We start from the raw sequence: 24,889 nt of genomic DNA, 5'->3' as shown, positions 1-24,889 counted from the left end.
GGGTTAGGGGGGAATAGGGGTGATCATGTATTGCGGCTCCGGTGAATAACCTCATAGCATCCCACGGTGAACGGGCCGGATGATCCCGGCCCGCTCACCATTCCGCGAGGAGACCCCGTGAAAACACTCGTCCCGTCGGCGGAATCCGGCACCCGACTGCGCCCCCTGCACACCGCTGCCGCCGAGCACCCCCGCCCGGCGGCCGACCCTGCCGGCGGCAACGGCACGGCACGGACTTGTTTATGAAGGCCCTCCGCGGCGGAGGCGCCGGCCGCATGCCCGACCAGGCGTCAGAGGGCACCATCCGAGGCGGAGTTCCAGGGGCATGACCCATGCACACAGCCGGCCCGACGGCGGGGAGACCACCCCGGACGAGGTCGGCCTGATCCAGATCCGGCAGCCGTCGGCCCCGAGCAGCTACCGCATGATCTGCTTCCCGAGCTCACGGAACTCGCCGCTGTGCTACCTCGCCATGGCCGAACTGCTGCTGCCCACCGTCGAGCTGCTGATCGTCCAGTACCCGTCGTACCTGCCCTTCGAGGACGACCCCGACCCGGCGGTCGGCGAGGAACTCGCCGACAAGGTGTTCGAGTCGGTCCGGGGCTGGACCGACCGACCGTTCGCCCTCTTCGGCCACCGCGCGGGCGCCGAACTGGCCTACGAGGTGGGCTGCCGCCTGGAGCGGGAGACCTACGGGGCGCCGCTGACCCTGTTCTCCTCCGGGTGGGCGGCACCCGGACACCGCGGCAGCCTCGGCCCGCCCGCGCTGGGCTGCCGGGTCGTCGCCCTGACGGCCCGCCACGACCCGCGCGCGACGCTGGCCGGTGTCCGGGCCTGGCGGCGGTGTACCACCGGCCGCTTCGACCTGGAGGTCTTCCCCGGTGCCGGCGGATACCTGACGTCGTACCGCCGGGAGGTGGTGAACATCGTCCACGACCAGCTGATCTCGCTCGGCGGACCGGACCCCGAATGAGGGGTGTACAGGGGGCGGTCAGGGGTATCCGCGCCGCGGCCCGCTGCCTAGCGTGCGGGGGTGGGGGCCCGTGTCCACGGCACGCCCGGGCGACGGCCGGGCCGACGGCGACCACCGCGGCCCGGCCGGCGGCACCCGTCACGCGACACGCCCGACCGCACGGACCACGGGGACGGCAGCGGCCGCATCCCCATCCCTTGTGAAGCCCGCGAACCCCGCGATCCACCCCTGAACGGGCCCGACCCACCGCCGGCCCGGCGCACCCTACGCCGCCCGGCCGCGTCACGGCCCAGAGGAAGGACATAGTGCGACCGATGACCGCGAAGATATTTGCAGCCGACTCGGTACGGCCCGTCGAAGAATTCGAACAGGACGCCCTCCGGGTGGCCGAGGCGATCCGCGAACGCGGCGTCGGCCTCGGCGACCGGGTCATGCTCAAAGCAGGCAACTCGGCCAGCTACGTGTGCGTGCTGTACGCGCTCATGCACGTGGGCGCGTCGATCGTCCTCGTCGACCAGCAGGAGACCGCGGAGGAGACCCGCCGCATCGCCATCCGCACCGGCGTCAAGGTCACCTTCGTCGACGACGACACCCCCGTCTACCCGGACGCCGACCCCGTCCACCTGTACGAACTCATGGTCGCCCTGGCCGACCACCAGCCCACCGCCCCCGCCCTCTCCTTCGACGCCTGGGGCGATCTTCCCGACGGCCTCATCATGTGGACCTCCGGCTCCACCGGATCGCCCAAGGGCGTCGTCAAGACCGGCCGTTCGTTCCTGCGCAACCTCCGGCGCAACGCGGACCAGGTCGGTCACCGCGCCGACGACGTCCTGCTGCCGCTGCTGCCCTTCGCCCACCAGTACGGCCTGTCGATGGTGCTCATCGCCTGGCTCACCCGCTGCTCCCTGGTGATCGCCCCCTACCGGCGGCTCGACCGCGCCCTGCGCATGGCCCGCGACGCGGGGGCCACCGTCGTCGACGCGACGCCCTCCAGCTACCGGAGCATCCTCAGCCTGGTCACCCGCAAGCCGGCGCTGCGCGACCACCTCGCCGACGCCCGCATGCTCTGCGTCGGCGCCGCCCCCCTCGACGCGCCGCTCGTGGCGCAGTACGTGGCGGAGTTCGGGCTGCCGCTGCTGGACAGCTACGGCTCCACCGAGCTCGGCAACATCTCGTTCGCCACCCCCGACAACCCTGTGGCCTGCGGCCGCGCCATGGAGGGGATCCGGCTGCGGATCGTCGGCGAGGACGGCCGGGAGCTCCCCGCCGGGGAGACGGGCGAGATCGAGGTCGACACCCCCGACGCCCTCGAAGGGCAGGTGGCCGACGACGGCACCATCGTCCCGGCCCGCGCCACCGGCGGCTGGCAGGCCACCGGCGACCTCGGCCACCTCGACGCCGGGGGCAACCTGCACGTCCTGGGCCGCAAGTTCGCGGTGCACCGCATGGGCTACACCCTGTACCCCGAGCTCATCGAGCGGAAGGTGGCCGCGCAGGGCTGCCCCACCCGGATCGTGCCCCTCCCGGACGAACTGCGCGGCTCGCAGCTGGTGTTCTTCGTCGAGGACGAGGAACTGCGCGAGTCCGGCCACTGGCGGGAGCGGCTGTGCGCCCTGCTGCCCGCCTTCGAACAGCCCAACAAGGTCGTGGTCCTGGAGCGGTTCCCGCTCAACCGCAACGGCAAGCCCGACAAGAAGAAGCTGGCGGAGATGGCCGCCGGTCTGGCGTGACCGTCCGGCACTGCGAAGGCGCCCCCGCCGCAACGGCGGGGGCGCCTTCGTCCTCCTGCACCTGCGGTCAGCCGTCGTAGGGCAGTTCGACGGGAGCCAGCGCCTCGAAGAGGTCGCCGGGGCCCGGGTTGTCCGGGTGGGTGGCCCCGCCCAGATGCTCCACGACGCCCCACACCGCGTTCAACGCGGTCGTCACGGCGCCTTCCGCGAAGCCCGCCGTCCACGACACGTCGTCGCCGCACAGGAAGAATCCGCGCCGGGCGGCGGGCAGCCCGCGCTGCATGAACTGGGTGAACAGCCGCCGCTGGTAGCGGTAGTGACCCGGCAGGTTCGACTTGAACGCGCCCATGAAATGAGGTTCGGTCTCCCACGTGACGGTCAGCGGCTCACCGATCACGTGGGACCGGATGTCCAGACCGGGGTAGATCGCCGCGAGCTTGCCCAGCAGCACCTCCAGCCGCTCCGCCGCGCTCAGCGTCGCCATCTTCAGGGAGTCGTCGTTCCACGTGTACGACAGGCACATCACCCCCGGGCGGTCCGGTCCGTCGTCGAACAGGTAGACGCCGCGCGGCATCCGGTCGGTGAGGGTCATGCCCATCACCGGCAGCCCCGTGTCCGGGTCCACGTCGTGCCAGAACGGCCGGTCGGTCAGGACGAACAGCTTGGACGCGCCCATGTAGTGGGTCCGCTCCACCGCCGTCCACAGGGGGGCGCTCAGCAGACCGGGATCGGCCTCCACGCGGTTGAGCAGCGTCCACACGTGCGGGGTGTAGACGACGGCCGCATACCGGTCCCGGCGCCCGGTGGTGTCGGTGACGGCGAAGCCCGTGCCGTCGCGCGTGACGGCACGCACCCCGGGCCGGGCGGCGCCGCCGTGCAGCGAGGCCAGCGACGTCCCCGCCGGCCAGTGCGCGCACTTGCGCGGCCGGTGCTCCCACAGCCCGCGCGGCACCTGCTGCGAGCCGCCGGCGATGGCCACCTGGTCCTCGTCCGCCCCCGTGTAGACCACGCGCAGGATCTCCAGCAGCGAGTTGGGGAAGTCGGTGTCCCAGCCACCGGTGCCGAACCCGACCTGTCCGAAGACCTCTCGGTGGCGGAAGGAGCGGAACGACGCGCTGGTGGCGAGGAAGCCGTAGAAGGACTGGTCGTCGAACTCCCGCACCAGCCGGTCCCAGACGTGTTTGAGCGTCTCCACGTCGCGCCGCCGCACGGCGTCGCGCATCGTGGCCAGCTCGGCCCGCTCCTGCAGTGCCTTCTCCCAGGCGGCGGCCACCTCCTGGTAGACGTCGGGCAGTTGCTCGGCACGCCGCGCCGTGTGGCGCACCCCGCCCAGGTCGATGAGGGTGCTCGGGGTGTGCTCCGACAGGGGGTTGGGGAAGGGGCGGGTCCGCAGCCCCAGCAGGTCGATGTAGTGGAACAGCGCGCGGGCCGACCGCGGGAAGCGCATCGCGCCCATCTCCGCCACACAGCCGGAATCCCCGGGGAAGGGCACCGACCGCATCCGGCCGCCCAGCCCGCCGGGCTCGTACACGACCGGGCGCAGGCCCAGTCGCATCAGCTCGTAGGCGGCGGTGAGCCCCGCCATCCCGCCGCCCACCACGGCCACGGGCGTCCCGGCGCGGCCCGGTGGCAGCGATCCCAGGCCTGCCGGGTGGCGCAGCCAGCCGTCGTAGGAGAACGGGAAGTCCGGCACGAGCATGGTGGTGGCCGGGCTTGCTGATGTCATCTCGAGTACCTCTCGGGCCGGTGCGGCATCGCTACCAGGGAGAACCGTCAGACGAGCCGGCCGCAGCCGGGAGCACGGCACCGGAGCGGACCCGGACGGCGGGGGATCCACGCGCCGTACGCCGTGCACAGTCGGTCCGGTCCCCGCACGCTACGCAGCGGCGCCGGAGCCGGACAACCCCTATCGACCCGGGTGACCGACCCCGCCGTCCGTGCCGGCCGCCGTGTCGCCGTCCCTGCCGGCCGTCGCGGCCGTCGCGGACGGCGGGCGGGCGGGCACGGTGATCGCGGTGGCGACGAGGCCGCGGTGTACGGTCCAGCGGCCGGTGAACGCCGTCACCGGGTGCCCGCCGGGAGCGGTTCCCGGACGCAGCACACGGGCCCGGAAGGTGCCGGCCCGCGTGCCGGCGGCCGGGGTGCCCCCGGGGTCGGCCTCCAGGGTGTCGCCGGGGCTGTCCTCGTGGAAGGAGATGAGCGCGTCCTCGAACTCCAGCTCGGTTCCCACCAGGGGGTACCAGGTTTTGTATACGGCTTCCTTCGCGCTGAACAGCAGCCGGTCCCGGTGGAACGGCGCCGCGCCGGCGACCGGCGTGCGCGCCCAGGCGAGCTCCTCTCGGAGGGCGATCGCCTCCAGCACCCCCCGGGGCAGCGGCCGGTGCGGCTCGGCGTCGATGCCGACCGCCATCAGGTCGGTGTCCCGGGCGAGGACCGCGGCCCGGTAGCCGGAACAGTGGGTCATGCTCCCGACGACCCCGGCCGGCCACCGGGGCACGTTGCGCTTTCCGGGCAGGACGGGCGCCGGCGGCAGCCCGAGGGCCGCCAGCGCACGCCGGGCGCAGCCCCGTACGGTGGTGAACTCCTCGCGCCGCTCGTTCGTCGCGGCGGCTACCAGGGCCGCCTCCTGCGGGTACAGGACCGCCGAGCCGTCCGGGCCGAAGGCCTCGCTCGCGCAGGCCTCCGCGGGTATCAGCGTCTCGATCACGCCCGGGCCTCCTCGCCGTCGGGACGGCCGGCGTACGGCAGGATCTGCCGCAGAAGGCCCTTCGGATGGCCGCGCCGGCGCCACTCGCGCGGGTAGCCGATCGACACCTCCTCGAAGCGCACCCCGTCGTACCAGGTGGTCCGGGGGATGTGGAGGTGCCCGTAGACCACGGCGGCCGTACGGAACCGGCGGTGCCAGTCCGCGGTGAGCACGGTCCCGCACCACTGGGCGAACTCCGGGTGCCACAGCACGTCCGTGGGCTCGCGGACCAGCGGGAAGTGGTTGACGAGGACGAGCGGCACCGCCGGGTCGTGGGCCTCCAGCCGGCGCAGGGTCTGCTCGACGCGGGCCCTGCACCAGGCGTCCCGGCTCGGGTGGGGGTCGGGGTGCAGGAGGTACTCGTCCGTGCAGACGACCCCGGCCTCGTGGGCCCGGGCCAGCGACTCCTCCTTGGTCGCGGTCCCCGCCACCCGGAAGGTGTAGTCGTACAGCAGGAACAGCGGGGCGACGGCCACCGGGCCGCCGGGCCCCCGCCAGACGGGCCAGGGGTCCTCGGGCGTGGCCACGCCCAGCCTGCGGCACAGGTCGACCAGGTACCGGTAGCGCTCCTCGCCGCGCGACTGCAGCGGGTCCTCGCGGGGCGTCCACAGCTCGTGGTTGCCCGGCGCCCACACCACCTTGGCGAAGCGGCCGGCGAGCAGGCGCAGCGCCCACTCGATGTCCTCGGTCAGCTCGCCGACGTCACCGGCGACGATCAGCCAGTCGTCCGGGTGGGTCGGCTGCAGGGACTCGGTGATGGGCCGGTTGTCCGCCATCCCGATGTGCAGGTCGCTCACCGCGAGCAGCCGGGGTCCGGGCCCGGCCGCGGGGTCAGGCCGTGTGTGCGACATCGATGTCCCAACTGACCGGCAGGTCCTGCCGGCGCGTGATGTTGATCTTCCGGTAGACCCGGGTCAGGTGCTGTTCCACGGTGCTGACGGTGATGAACAGCTTCGCCGAGATCTCCCGGTTGGTGTACCCGTGCGCGGCCAGCGCCGCCACCCGCCGTTCGGCGTCCGTCAGGTTGGACACCGCGGACGACCGGGGCCGCACGGGGCTCGGAGCCGTGCCCGTCTCCGGCTGCGGCGGCGCGCCCTGCGGCGGCGGGTCGGACCGGAGGCGGTTCGACAGGCCCCGGGCGCCGCAGCCCTCGGCGATCCGCCAGGCCCTGCGCGTGCAGGTCTTGCCCTGGGCCGCGTCGCCGAGCAGCTCGTACGCCGACCCGAGGTCGGTCAGGGCCCGGGCCAGCTCGTGGGAGTCGCCCTCGTCCTGGAGCAGGGCCACGGCCCGGTCCAGCAGGGCCGGCCGCTCGGCCGGCGGCCGTGCACCCGCCAGGATCCGCAGGGCCATGCCGCGCACCCTCGGCCCGGCGGGCTCGGCCAGCTGCTCCCGGGCGTACCGCTCCGCCTGGTCCCGGTTGCCGAGGGCCAGCGAGGCCTCCGCGACCCCGACCCGCCAGGGCGCCAGCCCCGGCCGGTCCATGTCCCAGTCGCACATGAGCTTCCCGCAGAGCATGAAGTCCGTGAGCGCCGCGTGGTGCCGTCCGGTGGCGAGCTGGTGCCTGCCGCGCGCGTAGAGGTAGTGGATGCCGTAGCGCGTCATCAGCATCTGCTCCGGCACCGGGTGGTCCACCAGGGCGGCGGCCGCCTCGTGGTCGCCCATGGCGGTCCGTGCCTCGATGAGGGCGGACAGCGGCATGCCGATGCCCACGCCCCAGCCGTGCGGCGGGAGTTGCTCCAACGCCTGCTCGGCGAGGTGTCGGGCGCCGGCCAGTTCGCCGCGGCGCAGCGCCATGTGCGCGCGCATGGCCTGCATGACGGCCGTCCACCCGGGGGCGCCGCGCTCGGCGGCCTCCTCCAGCAGCCGGTCGGTCCACTGGGCTGCCGCGCCCAGCCGGTCCGCGTACAGCAGGGCCAGCAGGCAGGCCCGTACGGTGACGTGGCTCTCCTCCGTGAGGCGGGTGCCGGCCAGGATCCGCTCGGCCTGCTCGGTGAACCCCTCGTCGGCGCCGGAACCCGCGCTCAACACCCCGTGCAGGATCCCCGTCGCGGCGATGACGCCGTCCTCCGCGGCGGGGGCCGCGGGGCGCTCCGCGCTGTCCCAGGCCGGGCCGAGCGCACCGTCCATCCGCTCCAGCAGGGTGGGGTATGTGGAGGCCAGCACGGCCTGTACACCGCGCAGTTCGGCGGCGAGGGTCGGGTCGGGCGTGTCGCGCAGGCCTTCGACGGCGTGCTGGATCGCCGTTGCCGCGTCGTCGATCCAGCCGTTCCACAGCAGGTCGCCGACGAGCCGCAGGGACTCGCTGACCGGCAGGGTGCCGTTGTGCGAGGCGACGTTCAGCGGGTGCAGTTCGTGCGCCCAGGCGGACGGGTTCACCCGCCAGATGAACTTGGCCGTGCTGGCGCGGAGCCGCAGCCTCTCCCGCTCGTCCCGGGAGCACTGCTCCGCCAGCCGCAGGCAGCGCACCGCGAACCCCACCTGCTGGGAGGCCAGAGCCGTGTGCGCGGCGTCGCCCAGCACCGCCGGGACCCAGTCCTCGTCCGGCACGCCCGGCCCGTGGCCGATCAGGTGGGTGGCGACGGCCATCGGCGCCGCCCCGGCCTCGTACAGCAGCCGCGCCGCGCGCCGGCGCAGCAGGGCCACGTCGTCGTCGGCGAGGCTCTCCAGGACGGCCGTGCGTACGGCGTCGTGCCGGAAGCGGGTTCCCTGCAGGATGCCCGTGTCGTCGAGGGCGGCCACCACTTGTTCCACGGTGCTCTCCTCGGCGTCCACCAGCCGGGCGAGCAGCGGGATGCGGGCCTCGTCGCCCAGCAGGGCGAGGCCCTGCGCGACCCGCAGGCCGTCGGCGCCGGTGCGGTGGACGCAGATCAGCGCGTTCTGCAGGAACTGCTCGCCGGTGTGGAGCGGGCCGTCGGGGGCCTCGGCGGCCCGAAGCCGCGGCAGGTGGTCGTCGAGGATGCTGTGGACCATCAGGGGGTTGCCGCCGGTGGCCGTGTACAGGGAGGCGGCGAGCCTGCCGCCGCGCCCGTGGGCGGCGGCGGTTGCGGCCGGGAGGGCGGCGTCGCCGGCCCGGCGGGCCAGCAGTTCTTCCACGCCCTGCCGGCTGAGCGGGCCCAACCGGAGGCGGGGTCCTTCGGCTTGGCGGAGGAGTTCCTCCAGGACGCGCGGCGGGGAGGTGCCCGCGTCGGGGCCGTGGGTGAGGAGCAGGGAGAGGCGCGCGCCCGCGGTGCGCGCCCGGCCCATTGCGTACAGGAGGCAGTGCAGGGACTGCGGGTCGGCGTACTGGACGTCGTCGATGGCGATCAGGACGGGCCCGCGCGCCGCGAGGCCGGCGAGCCGGGCGTGGAAGGCCACGAGGGTCTCGGCGGGGATGAGGCCGTCGGTGCCGGGGCGCGGCCCGTGGAGGGCGAGGGGGCCGCCCGCGCCGTCCCGCGTGTCGCGGAGCAGTTCCTCCACCACGCCGAAGGGGATGTCCTGTTCCGCGGCGGAGGTGACGGCGCTCAGGAGCCGGATGCCCGAGTCGGCCGTCCGCTCCAGCACGCGGTGCAACAGGGCGGTCTTGCCGGACGCGACCGGGCCGCTGATCACGGCCGTCCGGCCGGGTCTGGGGGGATCGTCGGGGGCCGTGCCCTGCCCGGTGCCGTTCCTGCTTCCGCAGGGGCTGCCGTGGGGCCGGACGGCGCCGGACACCCAGTAGGTCAGCTTGCCGATCTGTTCGTCCCGCTCCACCAACATGTCTGTGGAAGCCTCCCCGATGAGATGCGAAATATCGCATGTCGGTTCCATGGCATGACATGGCTATTCATGCGAGTTCCCGCGCATGCAGGAAGACGTGCCCGGGGAGCGCATGGAATTCAGCGCTCGCCGCAGGTCAAACGGCGGCCCGGTTCTTCCCGTTCGCAGGTTCGATTGAACTGTACCAACTCTCGACGGGTCGACTAACTGAGCTGCTTTGGAATGGCGCTCCCTCAAGTCGCCCCCGTTTCAAACGAATCGGCCGCACCCGGTGCGCCGGAAACCTCAAGGAAACCTCAAGTGCTCGTGCATTGAACTGTTTCCGCGCTAGGGGTGGCAGGGCGGAGATTAGGGGTCGGAGACGGTGGAGGAGTCGTGGCGGCCGCTCGTTTAATGGTGCGGCGCGGGCCTTTGGAGCCCGGCGGGAACCGATGGGCCCCGCCCGTGTCGCGGGGCGGGGCCGGGGCCGAGAGGGCGGCACATGACGACGAACCTCACCGGGAAGGTGGCCGAGCTGCACTCCCTGCGCGAGCAGGCGCGGCGTGGACCGAGTGACCGGGCGACCGAGGCCCAGCACGCGAAGGGCAAGCTGACGGCGCGGGAGCGCATCGCGCTGCTCCTCGACGAGGGTTCCTTCAGGGAGGTCGAGCAGCTGCGCCGGCACCGGGCGACCGGTTTCGGCCTGGAGGGCCGCAAGCCGTACACCGACGGTGTGATCACCGGCTGGGGCACGGTCGAGGGCCGCACGGTCTTCGTGTACGCGCACGACTTCCGGATCTTCGGCGGCGCGCTGGGCGAGGCCCACGCCACGAAGATCCACAAGATCATGGACATGGCCATCGCGGCGGGTGCCCCACTGGTCTCCCTCAACGACGGCGCCGGCGCGCGCATCCAGGAGGGCGTCTCGGCGCTCGCCGGCTACGGCGGCATCTTCCAGCGCAACACCAGGGCCTCGGGTGTCATCCCGCAGATCTCGGTGATGCTGGGCCCGTGCGCGGGCGGCGCGGCGTACTCGCCGGCGCTGACGGACTTCGTGTTCATGGTCCGCGACACCTCGCAGATGTTCATCACCGGCCCCGACGTCGTGCGCGCCGTCACCGGTGAGGAGATCAGCCAGAACGGCCTGGGCGGCGCCGACGTCCACGCCGAGACCTCCGGCGTGGCGCACTTCGCGTACGACGACGAGGAGACCTGCATCTCCGAGGTGCGCTACCTCATCTCGATGCTGCCCTCCAACAACCGCGAGAACCCGCCGCACTGGCCGGGCAGCGACCCGGCGGACCGGCGTTCGGAGGCGCTGCTCACGCTCGTGCCGGTCGACGGCAACCGCCCGTACGACATGCTGAAGGTGATCGAGGAGCTCGTCGACGACGGCGACGTCCTGGAGATCCACGAGCGCTGGGCCCGCAACATCATCTGCGCCCTGGCCCGCCTCGACGGGCAGGTCGTCGGCATCGTCGCCAACCAGCCGCAGACCCTGGCCGGCGTCCTCGACATCGAGGCCTCCGAGAAGGCCGCGCGCTTCGTCCAGATGTGCGACGCCTTCAACATCCCGATCATCACCCTGCTGGACGTGCCCGGCTTCCTCCCGGGTGTCGACCAGGAGCACGGCGGCATCATCCGCCACGGCGCCAAGCTGCTCTACGCGTACTGCAACGCCACCGTCCCGCGGATCTCCCTGATCCTGCGCAAGGCCTACGGCGGCGCGTACATCGTCATGGACTCCCAGTCCATCGGCGCGGACCTAACCTACGCCTGGCCGACCAACGAGATCGCGGTCATGGGCGCCGAGGGCGCCGCCAACGTCATCTTCCGCAAGCAGATCGCGGAGGCCGAGGACCCCGAGGCCATGCGGGCCCGCATGGTCAAGGAGTACAAGGCCGAGCTGATGCACCCGTACTACGCGGCCGAACGCGGCCTCGTCGACGACGTCATCGACCCCGCCGAGACCCGCGGGACGCTGATCGGCGCCCTCGCCATGCTCCGCAGCAAGCACGCCGATCTGCCGTCCCGCAAGCACGGCAACCCGCCGCAGTGACCCCTGGAAAGGCACAGATCGCACCATGACCGCCCAGCCCAACGGCGTGACGCCGCCGCTGCCGCCGACCGAGACCGACAGGACGCTGCACTTCGCCGGTCAGGCCACGTTCGGCCGGATCCCCCGCCTCGACCAGGTGGAGAAGGCGGACATCGCCGTGGTCGGCGTCCCGTTCGACGGCGGTGTCACCTACCGCCCCGGCGCCCGCTTCGGCGGCAACGCCATCCGCGAGGCGTCCCGCACCCTGCGCCCCTACAACCCGGCGCAGGACGTCTACCCCTTCCACTACAGCCAGGTCGCGGACGCCGGCGACATCAGCGCCAACCCGTTCAACACGGCCGAGGCGGTGGAGACGATCGAAGCCGCCGCCGACGAACTGCTCGCCGGTGGAGCCCGCTTGATGACGCTCGGCGGCGACCACACGATCGCGCTGCCGCTGCTGCGCTCCGTGGCCAAGAAGCACGGGCCCGTCGCCGTCCTGCACTTCGACGCCCACCTGGACACCTGGGACGACTACTTCGGCCAGCAGTACACCCACGGGATGCCCTTCCGCCGGGCCGTGGAGGAGGGCGTCATCGACACCTCCGCCCTGTGCCACGTCGGCACCCGCGGCCCCATCTACGGCAAGAAGGACCTCGACGAGGACGCCAAGCTCGGCTTCGGCATCGTCACCTCGGCGGACGTGATGCGGCGCGGGGTCGACGAGATAGCCCAGCAGCTGCGCGAACGGGTCGGCGACCGGCCCCTCTACGTCTCCATCGACATCGACGTCCTGGACCCGGCGCACGCCCCCGGCACCGGCACCCCCGAGGCGGGCGGCATGACCTCCCGCGAACTGCTGGAGATCCTGCGCGGGCTGGCCGACTGCCGACTGGTCTCCGCCGACATCGTGGAGGTCGCGCCCGCTTACGACCATGCGGGCATCACCTCGATCGCGGCATCGCACGCCGCCTACGAGCTCATCACCATCATGTCGAAGCAGATCGCCCCGGTCCGCTGGGGGATGGGCGGATAACCGCCGCGGAGGGCGCGGCCGGCACGAGCGGTGCCGGCCGCGCCCTCGTTGCTTCCATTTACCGTTCGGAAACCGTCGGCGCCCCGTACGCCGGCCGTTTCCGGCCATATTCTTCCGGGCGGGGACCGATTCCGGTATCCCCGTCCGATCGGCGCATTCTCTGCGCCGGACTTCCGTTCGCCTTTCCTGCGCCGTGCGCGCCTGCCGCGTAGGCAAAACGCGGATAAACAGGCGAGGAACTTGTCATGGACGCGGTGGAATATCCGTGACGGCACGCCCCAGCCGAATTCCGGCCCCACGCCCGGACCGGATCCGGGCACCGTGGGGGAGAGCCCGGACCGCCCGCCCCGGACGCGACCGGGTGGCGTACCGCGCGGCGTTCCGGCGGTAACGTCCCCTCAGACCATGGCCCCGTGAGGCCACCCCGGTCATCCTTTCGTTCATAGAGTTCATGACCCGCCGACCCTTCGGCCCGCCGACGCGGACACTCCGGCCGGCGCGTCGAGCAGCGAAAGCACCGGAGCGTCGGATTCGGCGGCGGGCAAGGCGCGGCGCGCGTGCCGTACGGCGTCCGGGAGGAGCGAGACGGCCGGGCCACGCGACCGGGGCAGCGATCAGCACCACGGCGTCCGGGCCGGCGTCGGGGACCAGGACCTGCGCCTTCGTGCCGGGCCCGCGGTCAGACCGCCGACGCCTCCGGGCCGGGGCGTGCGGCGGCCTCGGACCCGGGTGCCGGTGCCTGCGTGATGCGGTAGCGCCGGTACGCGCTGGCGAGCGGGCGCCGGTGCCGGTCGGTGAAGACCCCGTGGACCTCGTAGATACCGAATGCGGCGTGCCCCATGGGAAGACGCTCGGGCTGGAGGTGGATCTCGTAGGGGCCGCCGGCCCGGAAGCCGCCGAGCTGGGTTTCCTGCGCCGCCTCGACGGTGCCGTCCCGGACCCGTGTCTCGGTGTAGGTGAGCCCGTCCACGTCCCGGCCCAGCCGGAAGACGAGGCACAGCGTGACCAGGGCCCCTTCGGGCAGCTCGACCGGATCGGGTCGCTCCGGGCGAGGGCCGGTACCCGTGCACTCCTGGCCTTCGGTGAGCAGGGCCATGTTCACGAGCTGGAAGCCGGTGGAGGTTCGTGATGCGTCCATGGCCCGCCCCTGCCCCGGACACCCGCGGGGAAACGGCACTGCGCGCCGGTGCCGAGCGGAGGGGGGTCACCGCCCGCACCCGCGGCCTCGGCCGGCCGGCGACCCACGCCGGCGACGGCTTCGGACAGTGGCGGTCGCACCACGGAGAGATCGCCGCCACCGCCCTCGCGGGCCGCCCCCCGACCTGGCCTGGGCCCGTCCTGCCGCCGAGGAGTCGTTCTTGTCCGCGGGCTGGTCCCGACCGCCGCCGTCCGCCCGGGGCTCGTGCACCGCCCGACGAGTGCCAAGCGGCGGCCGGGCGGACCGGGCGGACCGGGCGGGAACGTCCGGCTGCCCCGCGGCCCAGGGCACCGTCGAGCGCGCCGTCCTGCGGCTCCTGCGCACCCCACCCTGAACCGCCACCGCGGGGGCTCAGGGGGGCTCAGGCGGGCCACGTGCCGGTCAGCCTGCGTACGCCGGTGGCTCCGGCCCGGTCCACAGCAGCCTTGGTCCCGGCGAAGACGGCCCCCTGCAAAGCCGAGGCGAGCAGGATCTCGGGCCAGGAGCGCTCCTCGTCCAGCGCGTCGGGTGCGTCGGCCCGGCCGCCCACGGTCTTCCACAGCTGTTTGAACACCAGCCCGGCGATCAGCCCGCTGACGGATCCGAGCGTCAGCCCGATCGGCCGGTAGAAGAGCTTGGCACGGTTCACTTCGTCCTCCCGATGTCTCTGCGCCGGTCATGTCCCTGCGCCTGCCCGCTTCCGCAAGGGGGAAGCACCGGGCGCATCAGCGTCCAGCTCACCCATGCGGACGACCCCGGTACCACTCGGTCCCTCGTCGCCGCCTTCGAAGACCTGGCACGCCGCGCCCCGCGGAGGACGACCGCGCCCCGGGTCACCGTGCCCCACCCCGCCCGGCTCCGCCTGGACCAGGTCATGCTGCCGAGGGACGCGTACTTCGGCCCGACCGAACAGGTCCCGATCGGGCGCGCGGAGGGCCGCATCGCCGTGGAGACGGTCACTCCCTACCCGCCGGGCATCCCGGTGGCCGTCCCGGCGAACGCCTCACCGCCCCGGTCCTGGAGTACCTGCGCAGCGGCGTGGAGGCCGGCATGGTCGTCCCCGACGCCGTGGACCGGGGCGTGCGGAGCGTCAGGGTGGTCTCCTGCCCGGTCACGGGAGGGGGGTCCCGCCCGTGGCGTTGACGATCTCGCCCGTGATGTAGCTCGCCTGGGGCGACGCGAGGAAGACGAAGGCGGGGGCCATCTCCGCCGGCTGGGCGGGCCGCCCGAGGGGGGACTGCTTGCCGAACCCTGACGGGTCGGGCATGGTCGCCGCGATGAGGGGCGTCCACACGGGACCGGGAGCGACGGCATTGGCCCTGATCCCCTGCGGGGCGAGCATGCCGGCCAGGCCCTGGGTGAAGGTGACGATCGCACCCTTCGTCATGGCGTAGTCGAGCAGGGGAGGGCTCGGCTTGTACGCCTGGACCGAGGCCGTGTTGATGATGCTGCCGCCGGACGGGATGTGCGGCAGCGACATCTTGGTGAGCCAGAACATGCCGTACAGGTTGGTGCGCAGCACCCGGTCGAACTGCTCGGTGGTGATGTCCTGGATGCCGTCCGGCTGCGCCATCTGGTACGCGGCGTTGTTCACCAGGACGTCGATGCGGCCGAACTCGCCGATGGTCCGGTCGACCACCTCGCGGCAGACGGCCTCGTCGCGGATGTCGGCGACCAGGGGCAGCACCGTGCGGCCGGCTTCGCGGACCAGCCGTTCCGTCTCGTCGGCATCCGACTGCTCCTCGGGCAGGTGGGTGAAGGCGACGTCGGCCCCCTCCCGCGCGAAGGCGAGGGCGACGGCGCGGCCGATGCCGGAGTCGCCGCCGGTGATCAGGGCCCGCAACCCGTCGAGGCGTCCGCAGCCGCGGTAGGACTCCTCACCGTGGTCCGGTACGGGGTCCATGGCGGCCGTGGTTCCCGGCGGGGACTGCTCCTGCGCAGGGAAGTCGGGCCTGGGGTGGGCGGTGGTGGGGTCGGGTGCCGTGGTGTTCACCGTGCTGTCCTTCCTCCGCGGGTGTCGTGTTCCGCCGCGCGTCTTCCCTGCCTGCCGGGGACCACACCGCGCGCCTGCCGCCGGGGCGGTCCGGCACCGCTCGGGCGGCGGGACCGCGGGTCCACGGCGTGAGCCGTCCGCCGCTCCGCCCGGGACCCTGTCGAGGTCGGCCGTCGAAACTCGGTGGACCGGATCGCGGACCCCCGGGGGCCCACGCCGACGTGATCGAAGTGTTCGGCCACAACACGGCCGAGACCCGGACCGCCCGTGCCGTGCCACGCGGCGGCCGGGGCGGGACCGAACGAACGGTGCACTCGCCGCCGGTGCACTTGACGGGCACTCGACGGGCACTCGACCGGGTCGCCGCCCTGCGGCCGGAACGCGGGACAGGCGCGCCGTCCTGCCGGGGCTACGCCCGCGCCACGGCGCGCGCGACGACCCGCAGATCCGCCACAAGGCCGCGGTACGCGGCGTCCCGGTCCGGTGCGCGGAGCACGGCCGACGGGTGCACGGTCACCAGCACCTCGGCAGCCGGCATGTCGGGCTCGCCTTCGCGTGCGTCACCTCCCGGCAGGGGCTCCAGCGTGCCCCGGTGGTCACCGAGCCGGAAGGGCGTGCCGAGCAGCGCCCTGCCCGCCGTCGCGCCCAGCGCCACCACCAGGCGTGGCTGGATCGCCGCCAGCTCCGCCACCAGCCAGGGCCGGCAGGCGGTCATCTCGCGCAGGCTCGGGGCCTTGTGGATCCGCCGCTTCTTGCCTTCCGGAACGGTGAACTTGAAGTGCTTCACCGCGTTGGTGAAATAGACCGCGGACTCGTCGAGGCCGGCCGCGTCCAGTGCCCGGCGCAGCAGGGTGCCCGCCGGTCCGACGAACGGTTCGCCCTCCCTGTCCTCCCGGTCCCCGGGCTGCTCGCCCACGAGGACGACACGTGCTGTGCGCGGACCCGCCCCGAACACCGTCTGCGTCGCATCGGCGTGCAAGGGGCAGCCGCGGCAGGAGGACGCGGCCGCTCGCAGCTCACCGAGGTCGTCCGTGTGCGGGACGTAGGGTCCCGCGTCGTGGTGCGATGCTGCGGCGGTCGCGCCGGAATTCCGTCCGCCGTTCGCATCCCGTGTGCGTTGCCGCATCGTCGCTCGCCTCCGTCGCTGCGCCGTCGCCGTGCGGGCCACCGCCACCCGGTGTCTACTCCCCGACCCCGGTGCCCTCGTCCTCCTCCGGCCCCGTCTCCCCGGCCTCCTCGGCCTCCTCGATCACGTGGATCGCGGCTTCCTCGGCCGCTGCCGCACCGCCGTCTATGCCCACGTCGCTCGCGCGAACGGCGAGGCGCCGCCCCGCCTCGGCGTCGTACACCGGGACGAGGCGGCCTGCGCGCGCGGTGCCGGCCTGCGGGTCCATCGGTTCGCCCTCGCCGCCGGGCAGGTCGCCGACCCCGTCGTCGTCACCGGGTTGCGTCGGATCCGGTTCGGGGACCTCCCGGGCGAGGCGCTGGTCGAGGCTCTCCCCGGTGCGCTGCTCCCGCCGGGTCGTGCCGTGATTGGCGGCCGCGTAGGGGCGTTCGGGCGGGGATTCGCCGGCGTCGAGCCGCTCGTCGAGTCCGGGCTCGGCAAGGGTGTTCTCCAGGTCCGGCTGCATCTCGCCGGGCTGGTCCGGATTCGGCAGCTGGTACACGTTGTCGCCGGTGGGATCGGTGTCGCTCATGGTGTGCGCCTTTCACTGGAGCGTGCCGGGGCGCCCGCTGCTTCTTTCCCTGCCCCGCGGCTACCCGCGCTGGACGCCCCTTACCACCCTTCCGGAATCCGGCGCGGACCGCCTCCGCATGGGACGGACCCGGCCGGGCAGACGACGGGGGCACGGGGATGGACAGGGGGATGGACGGGGAACGACGGGGGCGACTCCAGTGGACGATCTTGAGGGAGCAGGATGATGAAGGTTGCCGACCACGTGCTGCAGCGGCTGCGGGAATGGCACGTGGAGTACGTCTTCGCCTACCCGGGGGACGGCATCAACGGTCTCCTCGCGGCCTGGGGACGGGCCGAGAACCGCCCGCGGTTCATCCAGGCACGGCACGAGGAGATGTCCGCGCTGCAGGCCGTCGGCTACGCCAAGTTCTCCGGCCGGACCGGGGTCTGCGCGGCCACCTCCGGCCCCGGCGCGATCCACCTCCTGAACGGCCTGTACGACGCGAAGCTCGACCACGTGCCCGTCGTCGCCGTCGTCGGGCAGACCGACCGCAGCGCCATGGGCGGCTCCTACCAGCAGGAAGTCGACCTGCTGTCCCTGTTCAAGGACGTCGCCTCCGCCTTCTGCGAGATGGTCACCGTCCCCGAGCAGCTGCCCAACGTCCTGGACCGGGCCATGCGCATCGCCGCCACCAGCCGCACCCCCACCGCGCTGATCATCCCCGCGGACGTGCAGGAACTGGACTACGAGCCGCCCGCCCACGCCTTCAAGCAGGTCCCCTCCAGCCTGGGCGTCGGCCACTACGCGCCCGTACCCGCCGACGAGGACCTCGCCCGGGCAGCGGACATCCTCAACGCCGGCGAGAAGCCGGCGCTCCTCATCGGGCAGGGAGCCCGGCACGCCCGGGCCGAGGTCGAGCAGGTCGCCGACCTCCTCGGCGCGGGCGTCGCCAAGGCGCTGCTCGGCAAGGACGCACTGCCCGACACCCTCCCGTACGTCACCGGCGCGATCGGGCTCCTCGGCACCAGGCCCTCGTACGAGATGATGCGGGACTGCGACACCCTGCTCGTGGTGGGCTCCAGCTTCCCCTACACGCAGTTCCTGCCGGAGTTCGACCAGGCCCGCGCCGTGCAGATCGACATCGAGCCGGCCATGGTCGGCCTGCGCTACCCGTTCGAACTCAATCTCGTCGGTGACGCGGCCCAGACACTGCGTCGCCTCGCACCGCTGCTGGACCGGCGTGCGCACGGCGCCTGGCGCGAGACGATCGAGGAGGGCACCGCGCGCTGGTGGGAGGTCATGGAGCGGCGGGCCGAGGTCCCGGCCGAACCGCTCAACCCCGAGTACGTGGTGCACGCCCTGGACGGGCTGCTGCCCGACGACGCGATCATCACCGCGGACTCCGGGTCCGCCGCGAACTGGTACGCGCGGCACCTGCGGATGCGCAACGGCATGCGCGGCTCCCTGTCGGGCACCCTCGCCACGATGGGCCCGGGCGTGCCGTACGCGATCGGCGCGAAGTTCGCCCACCCCGACCGGCCGGCGATCGCGCTCGTCGGGGACGGCGCGATGCAGATGAACGGCCTGGCCGAACTCCTCACCGCGGAGAAGTACTTCCACCAGTGGTCCGATCCCCGGCTGGTCGTCGCGGTGCTGAACAACCAGGACCTCAACCAGGTCACCTGGGAGATGCGAGCCCTGCAGGGCGCCCCGCAGTTCGAACCCTCGCAGAGCATCCCCGACGTGCCCTACGCCGAGGTCGCCGCCCTGTTCGGCCTCGACGGCGAGCGGGTGGAGACGGCCGGGACGGTGACACCGGCCTGGCGCCGGGCGCTGGCCGCTGACCGGCCGTACGTCATCGACTTCCGGACGGACCCGGCCGTGCCGCCGATCCCGCCGCACGCTTCCTGGGACCAGATCAAGTCCGCCGCCGCCTCGGTGCTGCGCGGGGACAGCGACCGTGCGGCCATGGTCCGGCAGGGGGTCAAGGCGAAGCTCCAGGAGTTCCTGCCGGGCGGCGAAGGCAGCTGACCGTGCCCTGCGCCGCGCGAGCCCCTGCGCCGCCTGGCGCGGGCAGGGGCTGCCGGGGCCTGACCGAGGTCACGGGCGCCCGTCACGCGGCGCGCAGCCGGTCGGCTGCGCCGCGCGTGAGGCTCATGCGCACCAAGCCGTCGGCGAAGCGGGCGAACTCGCGCCGCGGGACCAGCTCCGCGAGTTTGCCCGGGGCACGGGGCAGGCCGACCCCGGATGCCGCGTCACGTACCCGCGCATCGGCGAAGGGCCGCAGCTCCGGCCAGACGGCCTGGGCCTCACGGCAGAAGATGTCGGCTCCGGCAGGCCCGATCCGCGGGACGTCCCGGAGGAGTTCCCGCATGCGGGCGGGGTTGCCGCCGGCCTCGTCCCGCAGGGCGCGCAGGTCGCCGTTCCAGCGGTCGAGCAGCAGCTGCGCCCCCTCGCCCAGGGCGGTGGCCGTGCTCTCGTCGTACCTGCGGTAGTGCGCCCGCCCGAGCGCGTCGACGCGGTCCTGCCACTGTGAATCCGCCATCCGCCGTGGCGTGCCGAGCCCGTCCGCGAACAGCTCCCGGGCCGCCGCGACCGCCGTCGTCGCACGGATGGGTGCCGACAGCAGGACGCACAGCACCAGGAGCCGGTAGAGCGGGGCCGGCGTGTCGCGCAGCCGGATGCCTGCCTCGTGCACGTACGTCTCGCCGTACTCGCGCAGGATCCGGCGGGCCATCGCCTTCGTGGAGTCCGAGTCCATCGGGGTGTCCTTGCCGAGTCGTCCTTCAGGCGGGGGAGCCGCCAGGCGGGGGAGCCGCCGCCCTTCCCTGAGCGCCTGCCCGCCTCCCCGCAGCGCACTCACGGTCCGGGGAAGCCGGACGGGGGACGGTTGCCCCGGCCGCTCGCGGGGCAGGCGCAGGCAGTCGGGACACCGGACGACGGAGACTTCCGGGAGGCACAGCCGTGAAGGGCAACGACGACAAGCGGCGGAAGCCGTACACGGGCCGCGAGGAGCAGCCGCAGAAGCATCCCGGTCCGGACCCGGTCCACCCCGAGGCCAGCAAGCCGGTCGCCGGCAAGAGCCCCGAGGAACTGAGAAGACGGCAGGAACGCACGATGGCCGAGGGAAGCGACGACGCCGACTGACCGCCCTCGGACCCGGCGGAGCGGAGGCCTACGGCCCCTCGTCGTACATTCCTGCCTCGACCTCCAGGGCCAGTTCCTGCAGGACCTCGATCGACGAGACGTCCGTCCGCCCGCCGTCGTGCGCGATCGCCAGGCTCGTGAACGCCAGGCTGAACCCCGAGACCATCGTGTGCAGGGCGGGGCCGAGCGCCTTGGACACATGGGCCGCCACCTGCTGCGCGGACGCGTCGGCCGGCACTCGGATCGACGGCAGCATCTCGTTCAGGAGCAGCGTGGCCACGCCGTCCGCCGGAGCCTCGATCTCCTGACCGGCTTCCGCGGCCAGGCGGATGTCCTGTGCCTCGGTGAGGATGCCGATCACTCGTTTGAGTATCTCTGCGCGTTCCATCTTGCGGAGCGTAACCCCGCGCCCCGCGGCCCGCCGCCGGAGCCCGGACGCCCCCGCCAAAGCCGTGCCGCGCCATGTCGAACAACAGGACGATCCCCGCGCCCGCAGCAGCCGTTCGGAACTCTCCGTGTCCGTGCGGCCGCGGACAGGCCGCAGCGCGCGGTGGCGGGTGCGGGTGGATGCTGGAGGAGGACCGAACCCGTTCCGGCCGCAGGGAGGAGCCCGTCATGAGCAGCACGGAGGTGACCGTGGTGGTCAGCGACTGCGCCGAGGAGGACGCCCGTGCCGTCTTCGCGACGCTGGACGCGGCCTTCACGGCGGAGAAGACGACCAGGCCGCGGTCGGGCGGCGGGGCGACGGTCTGGGCGTCCGCCTACGACGTGTCGGCCCCCACCGAAGCGACCCCGGCCGCAGTGGCCCCTCTGGCACACCAGGTGAGCGTCGAGGCCCAGGGTGGCTACCGGGCGGTGGACCGTGTCGTCGCCGTGCTGGACTCGGCCTTCGTGATCGACACGGTGGGGACCGCCGCCGGCGACCAGGAGAAGGACATCCACCTGCGGATCCACGGCCGCGCAGGAGTGTGAAACACCCACTCCGGGGCAGGGGACCCGATGACAACGGCTTTCCCGAAGGGCCGCGCGGTGGGCACCCCTTCTCCTCGTGCCGCGCGGCCGACGGGCTGAAGGCCAGCCTTCAGCCCGTCTTCCCTGTACCGGACAGGACGGCCCGTCCCGCACCCGCCACGCCCGGAACCGGCCCCCGGCATCCCCGTCGCGCCTGATCCGTACCGTGCACCGCCTGGTGCAGAAGCGGAAGCGGAAGCCGGAGAAGCCCCCTGGCATCCGCGTCCGGAACGCCGTGCCCGCAGACCCGCAGCGAACACGTGGCCCGCGCCCTCGCCGCAACCGGGATCGCGGGCCGCCGGGTGCGCGAGTCCTCCGCATCCGCGCACTGCCGCCGGGGCCGCCGCACAGACCGTCGCCCGGGCCGGGAGCGAGGCGTTCCTCAGGGCCGGCCGGGGCCGAAGCCGGCGCTCGCCGGACCGTCCGTCAATGCAGGCCGGCCGTGTCGAGCAGCAGCCTCGCCGCCAGCGCCGCTCCGTCCGCGCGGACCCTGCCGGCCATCACGGTCGCCCGCGCGCGGGTCCCGGGCGCCAGGGCCGTCCGCAGCCCCGCCGACAGGGAAGCGAACGTCGGAGCCGGACCGTCGTGGGCCGCGCCGATGCCCAGGTCGGCCACCCGCCCGGCCCAGTACGGCTGGTCCGCCGTCTGGGGCACCACCACCTGGGGCGCTCCCGCCCGGGTCGCCGCCGTCGTCGTACCCGCGCCGCCGTGGTGGACGACGGCGGCCACCCGCCGGAACAGCGCCTGCTGGTTGACCTCGCCGACGGCGAAGCAGTCGTCCCGGTCGTCGACCAGGGCCAGATCGGCCCAGCCGCCGGCCACGACCACGCGACGGCCCTGCGCCCGGACCGCCTCGATGGCCACCCGGGCGACGTCCCCCGACGCGTGCAGGGCCATGCTGCCGAAGCCCACGTACACCGGCGGCGCACCGGCGTCCAGGAACGCCGCCAACCCGGCCGGGAGCGGGCGGGGATCCGCGTGGATCCACGCGCCGGTCTGGACGACGCCGAGGCCCGGCTCCCCCCGCCACGGGTCCAGGACCGGGTCCGTCGCCAGCCACGGCCGGTCCCCGATGACGTAGTCGCGGACGCCGTCCACAGGCGGCAGGCCGACCGAGGCCCGGTTCGCGTTGAGCGCCTCGCCGAACAGCGCGTCGATGCTCCGGGCGTCCAGCTCCCACAGCTCCCGGTTGTCGGTCGCCTCCGGCGGAAACGGCCGGCCCGGGTACGCCAGCGGCGGGCGGTGCGGAGACGGCAGGGTGAGCTGCTGGAACGTCACGGACACCGACGGAACGCCCAGCTTCTCGGCCACCGACCGCGCTCCCGCCGCGGCGGGCATCGCACCAGTCGCCATCAGCACGTCGCACCCCTCGGCCGCCGCCATGACCGCGTCGAACTGCCCGGCGATCAGCGCGGCCGCGCGCTCGGGCAGCGACGACGGCCGCGGCGCCGCGACCGTCAGCGCACGCGCCGACTGCCCGACCGGCACCAGCGGCACCCCGACCGAGGCCAACCGCTGTGCGAAGTCCTCGTCCGGCGGCGCGCACACCCGCACCTCCGCGCCCAGCCCCCGCAACTGTTCCGCGAGCCCCACCAGCGGCTCGACGTCCCCTCGCGACCCATACGTCGAAAGCACCACTCGCACTGCGCCACTCCCCGTTTCCTCGCACCACGGCTTCGGTCGGTGATTCTGCGTCACTCCCGGGGCCTTGCCGCAAGCCCCCCGGTCGGCTATACGTTGAGAGTGGACAGGCGCGGGATCACCCCCTTTCCCGCGCGCCTCCCTCGAACCTCCGCCGAACTGCCGCTGCAGACCGGTCATTTCCCCACGGCACGGCGACGACGCACCGGCGCCCAGGCCGGCGGTGCCGCGGCGGACCGGGCCCGAGCCCGAGCCGCGGGCGGCGAACGACCCGTCAGGCCCAGGGGAGCGTGCGCCAGGGGCTGGCGGGGTCGGTGGTGAGGACGCGGTGGCCGCGGAGTGCCGTCTCGTACCACTGCCCGAACTCCTCCTCGTCGAAGTGCAGGCAGCGGCCGAGCACGTACGCCGCCGAGAAGTCCTCCCAGGAGCGGTAGTTGGCGTGGACGAGGCGCCCGGCGCGGACGACCGCCGCCTCCGCCTCCTGCAGGGAGCACAGACGGGCGGCCAGGCCCCAGCGGGCCATGCCGGAGGCGCGGCCGTGGTCCCACGCCTCGATGGTGCGCACGTAGCCGCGTTCCGGCAGGATCCCGTCGGCGCGGAACCGGGCCTCGTAGCGGGTGATCCGGCCGATCAGCCGCTGCACGCGGTCGACGTCGGACTCGACCTCGGACGCGGTCACGACCCGGCCCCGGTCCACGCCGTCGGGAGTCAGCACCGGTTCGGCTGCCTCCTCGGCCCGGCGGCGTACGACGTGGGCGGCAGCCGTACGCCAGTGGTCGGCGTCGACGGGACCCGCGAAGTCCAGGGCCATCTCACGGCGCAGCCGCAGGACGAACTTCCAGAGGCTGCTGACCATGCCGGCGCTCAGCAGCAGCTCCTGCATCTCCAGCCAGCCCTCCCGGGTGGTGACGCCCCACCACTCTTCGAGGATCTCCCGCTCGGCGGTGTAGCCGCTGCCGTGGTAGGCCATCGCGTTCCAGAACCGGCCGTTGCGGACGGAGAGGTGCGCGCCGACGGCCAGGCCGAAAGCCACCCGGCCGTGGAGCGGGCCGCCGATCTCGAGGGTGTGGACGGCGTCCCGCGCGAGGCCGCGCCGCTCCACCTTCGCGTAGTGCCGCTGCCACAGCTCCCGGCCCTCGGGGCCGGCGGGCAGTACTCCCTCGCAGGGGCTGCCCGGGTTCACCACGAGGTACGGCGGGTCGCCGGCCTCCCACACGCCCGCGAACCAGCCCAGGGAGTAGGCGTTGTAGACCGGGTCGGGTGCCGGCGGCGGGAGCATGCCGGCGGTGTACACGGCCAGGCAGTAGGTGCCGGTCCGGGGGTTCCAGTACCGGTGGAAGCGGCTGGTCCCGCGGTTGGCGTCCACCGCGGCCTTGGACTGCATCATGAACAGGTCCGCCTGGGCCACGAGGTCGTAGTACGCCGGCCAGTCGCCCCGCACCCTCGCCTCGTACAGCCCGCGCTCGACGGCGCTGGGCGCCTGCCACCCCTGGAGTCCGGGCGAAGTACCCCCTTCGCTCCCCGCTGTCCATCCCATGGCGCAAACCCTACGCGGCCGGCGACCCCCCTTGATCACGGCCCCGCCGCCCTGCCCCGGCAGGCGCCGGGACCGCGCACTCCTCCTCGACCTCCTCGGCCGCGTTGCAGTCGATCACGTGCCGCAGCAGGACTGCAGGCGGCCGGCGCGCGGCGGCAGAGCTGCTCGTCCTCGGCGAGGCGGCCCCGCCGGTAGGCGGGGCAGGCCAGGTTGTGGCAGGTGACGGCGGTCTCATGGTGTGCTCGGCCCGTTCCAGGTCGCCCCGCGCCCGGTGCAGGCCGCCTTCGACGAGCAGGGCCCCGACCGGCGCCTCGTCCTCGGCGTCGGCCGAGGCGTGGAGCCGGACGGGGCCGTCCTTCTGTTCGGTGTCCATGCCGGTGCGCTCGGTCACGGGTCAGGACGGTCTCGTTGTGGTTCCTGCTCCGTGGGGGAGTGCCCTTCAGGAAACGGCGGCGCGGCGAGCGGAC

Annotated in this window: 21 protein-coding genes and 1 pseudogene; 8 read left to right on the top strand and 14 right to left on the bottom strand. The window is 73.5% G+C overall.

What is annotated here, in order from left to right:
• Window positions 1-325 precede the first annotated feature (325 nt).
• Window positions 326-973, top strand: a complete 648-nt coding sequence (locus HYE82_RS10025) for a thioesterase II family protein (RefSeq protein ID WP_179173605.1) — start codon at window positions 326-328, stop codon at window positions 971-973.
• A 314-nt stretch (window positions 974-1,287) separates the two neighbouring features.
• Window positions 1,288-2,703, top strand: coding sequence for a class I adenylate-forming enzyme family protein (locus HYE82_RS10020; RefSeq protein WP_179173604.1), 1,416 nt, complete (start codon window positions 1,288-1,290; stop codon window positions 2,701-2,703).
• Window positions 2,704-2,770: 67 nt separating this feature from the next.
• Here HYE82_RS10020 and HYE82_RS10015 read toward each other — a convergent pair whose 3' ends face one another.
• The 4 genes from HYE82_RS10015 to HYE82_RS10000 all read right to left on the bottom strand — a co-directional run bounded on the left by HYE82_RS10015 (window position 2,771) and on the right by HYE82_RS10000 (window position 9,178).
• Window positions 2,771-4,429: an NAD(P)/FAD-dependent oxidoreductase gene (locus tag HYE82_RS10015; RefSeq protein ID WP_179173603.1), complete on the bottom strand. Its 1,659-nt coding sequence runs from the start codon at window positions 4,427-4,429 to the stop codon at window positions 2,771-2,773.
• 180 nt (window positions 4,430-4,609) lie between these two features.
• Window positions 4,610-5,410: a 4'-phosphopantetheinyl transferase superfamily protein gene (locus HYE82_RS10010; RefSeq protein ID WP_179173602.1), complete on the bottom strand. Its 801-nt coding sequence runs from the start codon at window positions 5,408-5,410 to the stop codon at window positions 4,610-4,612.
• Window positions 5,407-6,300 (bottom strand): metallophosphoesterase, encoded by an 894-nt coding sequence (locus HYE82_RS10005; protein WP_179173601.1) that lies wholly within the window; start codon window positions 6,298-6,300, stop codon window positions 5,407-5,409. The genes HYE82_RS10010 and HYE82_RS10005 overlap by 4 nt, the downstream gene beginning before the upstream one ends.
• On the bottom strand, window positions 6,281-9,178 hold the full coding sequence (locus HYE82_RS10000) for a LuxR family transcriptional regulator (RefSeq protein WP_179173600.1): 2,898 nt from the start codon (window positions 9,176-9,178) through the stop codon (window positions 6,281-6,283). The genes HYE82_RS10005 and HYE82_RS10000 overlap by 20 nt, the downstream gene beginning before the upstream one ends.
• Window positions 9,179-9,665: 487 nt before the next feature.
• Between HYE82_RS10000 and HYE82_RS09995 the strand changes: the two genes are divergently transcribed.
• Entirely contained in the window at window positions 9,666-11,222 is a 1,557-nt protein-coding gene (locus HYE82_RS09995; protein WP_179173599.1) for an acyl-CoA carboxylase subunit beta, read from the top strand.
• A gap of 25 nt (window positions 11,223-11,247) precedes the next feature.
• The gene (gene speB, locus HYE82_RS09990) at window positions 11,248-12,237 is read left to right on the top strand and encodes an agmatinase (RefSeq protein WP_256987047.1); all 990 of its coding nucleotides are present in this window, start codon (window positions 11,248-11,250) and stop codon (window positions 12,235-12,237) included.
• A gap of 679 nt (window positions 12,238-12,916) precedes the next feature.
• On the opposite strand, the gene HYE82_RS09985 is transcribed toward speB, so the two are convergent.
• Both HYE82_RS09985 and HYE82_RS09980 read right to left on the bottom strand, forming a co-directional pair.
• Window positions 12,917-13,375: a hypothetical protein gene (locus tag HYE82_RS09985; protein WP_179173598.1), complete on the bottom strand. Its 459-nt coding sequence runs from the start codon at window positions 13,373-13,375 to the stop codon at window positions 12,917-12,919.
• Between the two features lie 421 nt (window positions 13,376-13,796).
• Complete coding sequence (locus HYE82_RS09980) at window positions 13,797-14,063, bottom strand: DUF4235 domain-containing protein (RefSeq protein ID WP_179173597.1); 267 nt, start codon at window positions 14,061-14,063, stop codon at window positions 13,797-13,799.
• Window positions 14,064-14,075: 12 nt separating this feature from the next.
• On the opposite strand from HYE82_RS09980, the pseudogene HYE82_RS38905 reads away from it, so the two are divergent.
• A pseudogene (locus HYE82_RS38905) lies at window positions 14,076-14,351 on the top strand (hypothetical protein); the annotation flags it as partial.
• A 174-nt stretch (window positions 14,352-14,525) separates the two neighbouring features.
• Here the strand turns inward: HYE82_RS38905 and HYE82_RS09970 are convergent.
• The 3 genes from HYE82_RS09970 to HYE82_RS09960 form a co-directional block, all read right to left on the bottom strand.
• Window positions 14,526-15,407 (bottom strand): SDR family oxidoreductase, encoded by an 882-nt coding sequence (locus HYE82_RS09970; RefSeq protein ID WP_309144255.1) that lies wholly within the window; start codon window positions 15,405-15,407, stop codon window positions 14,526-14,528.
• Between the two features lie 409 nt (window positions 15,408-15,816).
• A complete protein-coding gene (locus HYE82_RS09965) occupies window positions 15,817-16,575 on the bottom strand; it encodes a UdgX family uracil-DNA binding protein (RefSeq protein ID WP_309144256.1) in 759 nt (252 codons plus the stop codon).
• A 13-nt stretch (window positions 16,576-16,588) separates the two neighbouring features.
• Window positions 16,589-17,104: a DUF5709 domain-containing protein gene (locus HYE82_RS09960; RefSeq protein ID WP_179173595.1), complete on the bottom strand. Its 516-nt coding sequence runs from the start codon at window positions 17,102-17,104 to the stop codon at window positions 16,589-16,591.
• 225 nt (window positions 17,105-17,329) lie between these two features.
• Here HYE82_RS09960 and HYE82_RS09955 point away from each other — a divergent pair, with 225 nt between their 5' ends.
• Window positions 17,330-19,117, top strand: a complete 1,788-nt coding sequence (locus tag HYE82_RS09955; protein ID WP_179173608.1) for a thiamine pyrophosphate-requiring protein — start codon at window positions 17,330-17,332, stop codon at window positions 19,115-19,117.
• An 82-nt stretch (window positions 19,118-19,199) separates the two neighbouring features.
• Here the strand turns inward: HYE82_RS09955 and HYE82_RS09950 are convergent, their stop codons facing one another.
• Window positions 19,200-19,847 (bottom strand): endonuclease, encoded by a 648-nt coding sequence (locus HYE82_RS09950; protein ID WP_179173594.1) that lies wholly within the window; start codon window positions 19,845-19,847, stop codon window positions 19,200-19,202.
• Between the two features lie 203 nt (window positions 19,848-20,050).
• On the opposite strand from HYE82_RS09950, the gene HYE82_RS09945 reads away from it, so the two are divergent.
• Window positions 20,051-20,233 (top strand): hypothetical protein, encoded by a 183-nt coding sequence (locus HYE82_RS09945; protein ID WP_179173593.1) that lies wholly within the window; start codon window positions 20,051-20,053, stop codon window positions 20,231-20,233.
• Window positions 20,234-20,261: 28 nt separating this feature from the next.
• Here HYE82_RS09945 and HYE82_RS09940 read toward each other — a convergent pair whose 3' ends face one another.
• Window positions 20,262-20,621: a hypothetical protein gene (locus HYE82_RS09940; protein WP_179173592.1), complete on the bottom strand. Its 360-nt coding sequence runs from the start codon at window positions 20,619-20,621 to the stop codon at window positions 20,262-20,264.
• A 227-nt stretch (window positions 20,622-20,848) separates the two neighbouring features.
• Here HYE82_RS09940 and HYE82_RS09935 point away from each other — a divergent pair, with 227 nt between their 5' ends.
• Window positions 20,849-21,205, top strand: a complete 357-nt coding sequence (locus tag HYE82_RS09935; protein ID WP_179173591.1) for a hypothetical protein — start codon at window positions 20,849-20,851, stop codon at window positions 21,203-21,205.
• Window positions 21,206-21,670: 465 nt separating this feature from the next.
• Here HYE82_RS09935 and HYE82_RS09930 read toward each other — a convergent pair whose 3' ends face one another.
• The 3 genes from HYE82_RS09930 to HYE82_RS09920 all read right to left on the bottom strand — a co-directional run bounded on the left by HYE82_RS09930 (window position 21,671) and on the right by HYE82_RS09920 (window position 24,813).
• Complete coding sequence (locus HYE82_RS09930) at window positions 21,671-22,888, bottom strand: glycosyltransferase (protein WP_179173590.1); 1,218 nt, start codon at window positions 22,886-22,888, stop codon at window positions 21,671-21,673.
• A 271-nt stretch (window positions 22,889-23,159) separates the two neighbouring features.
• Window positions 23,160-24,422 carry a DUF1266 domain-containing protein gene (locus HYE82_RS09925; RefSeq protein ID WP_179173589.1) on the bottom strand — a complete coding sequence of 421 codons (1,263 nt, stop codon included), beginning with the start codon at window positions 24,420-24,422 and terminating at the stop codon, window positions 23,160-23,162.
• A gap of 10 nt (window positions 24,423-24,432) precedes the next feature.
• Window positions 24,433-24,813, bottom strand: a complete 381-nt coding sequence (locus tag HYE82_RS09920; protein WP_179173588.1) for a hypothetical protein — start codon at window positions 24,811-24,813, stop codon at window positions 24,433-24,435.
• Between the last annotated feature and the right edge of the window lie 76 nt (window positions 24,814-24,889).

This window comes from Streptomyces sp. BR123, assembly GCF_013401435.1.
In the GTDB taxonomy this organism is placed as follows: domain Bacteria; phylum Actinomycetota; class Actinomycetes; order Streptomycetales; family Streptomycetaceae; genus Streptomyces.
The sequence above is the reverse complement of the archived record's forward strand: the minus strand, read 5'-3'. Positions and strand labels throughout refer to the sequence as shown.

Excerpts from the sequence above, each read along its gene's own strand:
- HYE82_RS10025 (WP_179173605.1), top strand. The coding sequence starts at position 326 with ATGACCCATGCACACAGCCGGCCCGACGGCGGGGAGACCACCCCGGAC.
- HYE82_RS10020 (WP_179173604.1), top strand. The coding sequence starts at position 1,288 with ATGACCGCGAAGATATTTGCAGCCGACTCGGTACGGCCCGTCGAAGAA.
- HYE82_RS10015 (WP_179173603.1), bottom strand. The coding sequence starts at position 4,429 with ATGACATCAGCAAGCCCGGCCACCACCATGCTCGTGCCGGACTTCCCG.
- HYE82_RS10005 (WP_179173601.1), bottom strand. The coding sequence starts at position 6,300 with ATGTCGCACACACGGCCTGACCCCGCGGCCGGGCCCGGACCCCGGCTG.
- HYE82_RS09995 (WP_179173599.1), top strand. The coding sequence starts at position 9,666 with ATGACGACGAACCTCACCGGGAAGGTGGCCGAGCTGCACTCCCTGCGC.
- speB (WP_256987047.1), top strand. The coding sequence starts at position 11,248 with ATGACCGCCCAGCCCAACGGCGTGACGCCGCCGCTGCCGCCGACCGAG.
- HYE82_RS09985 (WP_179173598.1), bottom strand. The coding sequence starts at position 13,375 with ATGGACGCATCACGAACCTCCACCGGCTTCCAGCTCGTGAACATGGCC.
- HYE82_RS09960 (WP_179173595.1), bottom strand. The coding sequence starts at position 17,104 with ATGAGCGACACCGATCCCACCGGCGACAACGTGTACCAGCTGCCGAAT.
- HYE82_RS09955 (WP_179173608.1), top strand. The coding sequence starts at position 17,330 with ATGAAGGTTGCCGACCACGTGCTGCAGCGGCTGCGGGAATGGCACGTG.
- HYE82_RS09950 (WP_179173594.1), bottom strand. The coding sequence starts at position 19,847 with ATGGACTCGGACTCCACGAAGGCGATGGCCCGCCGGATCCTGCGCGAG.
- HYE82_RS09940 (WP_179173592.1), bottom strand. The coding sequence starts at position 20,621 with ATGGAACGCGCAGAGATACTCAAACGAGTGATCGGCATCCTCACCGAG.
- HYE82_RS09935 (WP_179173591.1), top strand. The coding sequence starts at position 20,849 with ATGAGCAGCACGGAGGTGACCGTGGTGGTCAGCGACTGCGCCGAGGAG.
- HYE82_RS09925 (WP_179173589.1), bottom strand. The coding sequence starts at position 24,422 with ATGGGATGGACAGCGGGGAGCGAAGGGGGTACTTCGCCCGGACTCCAG.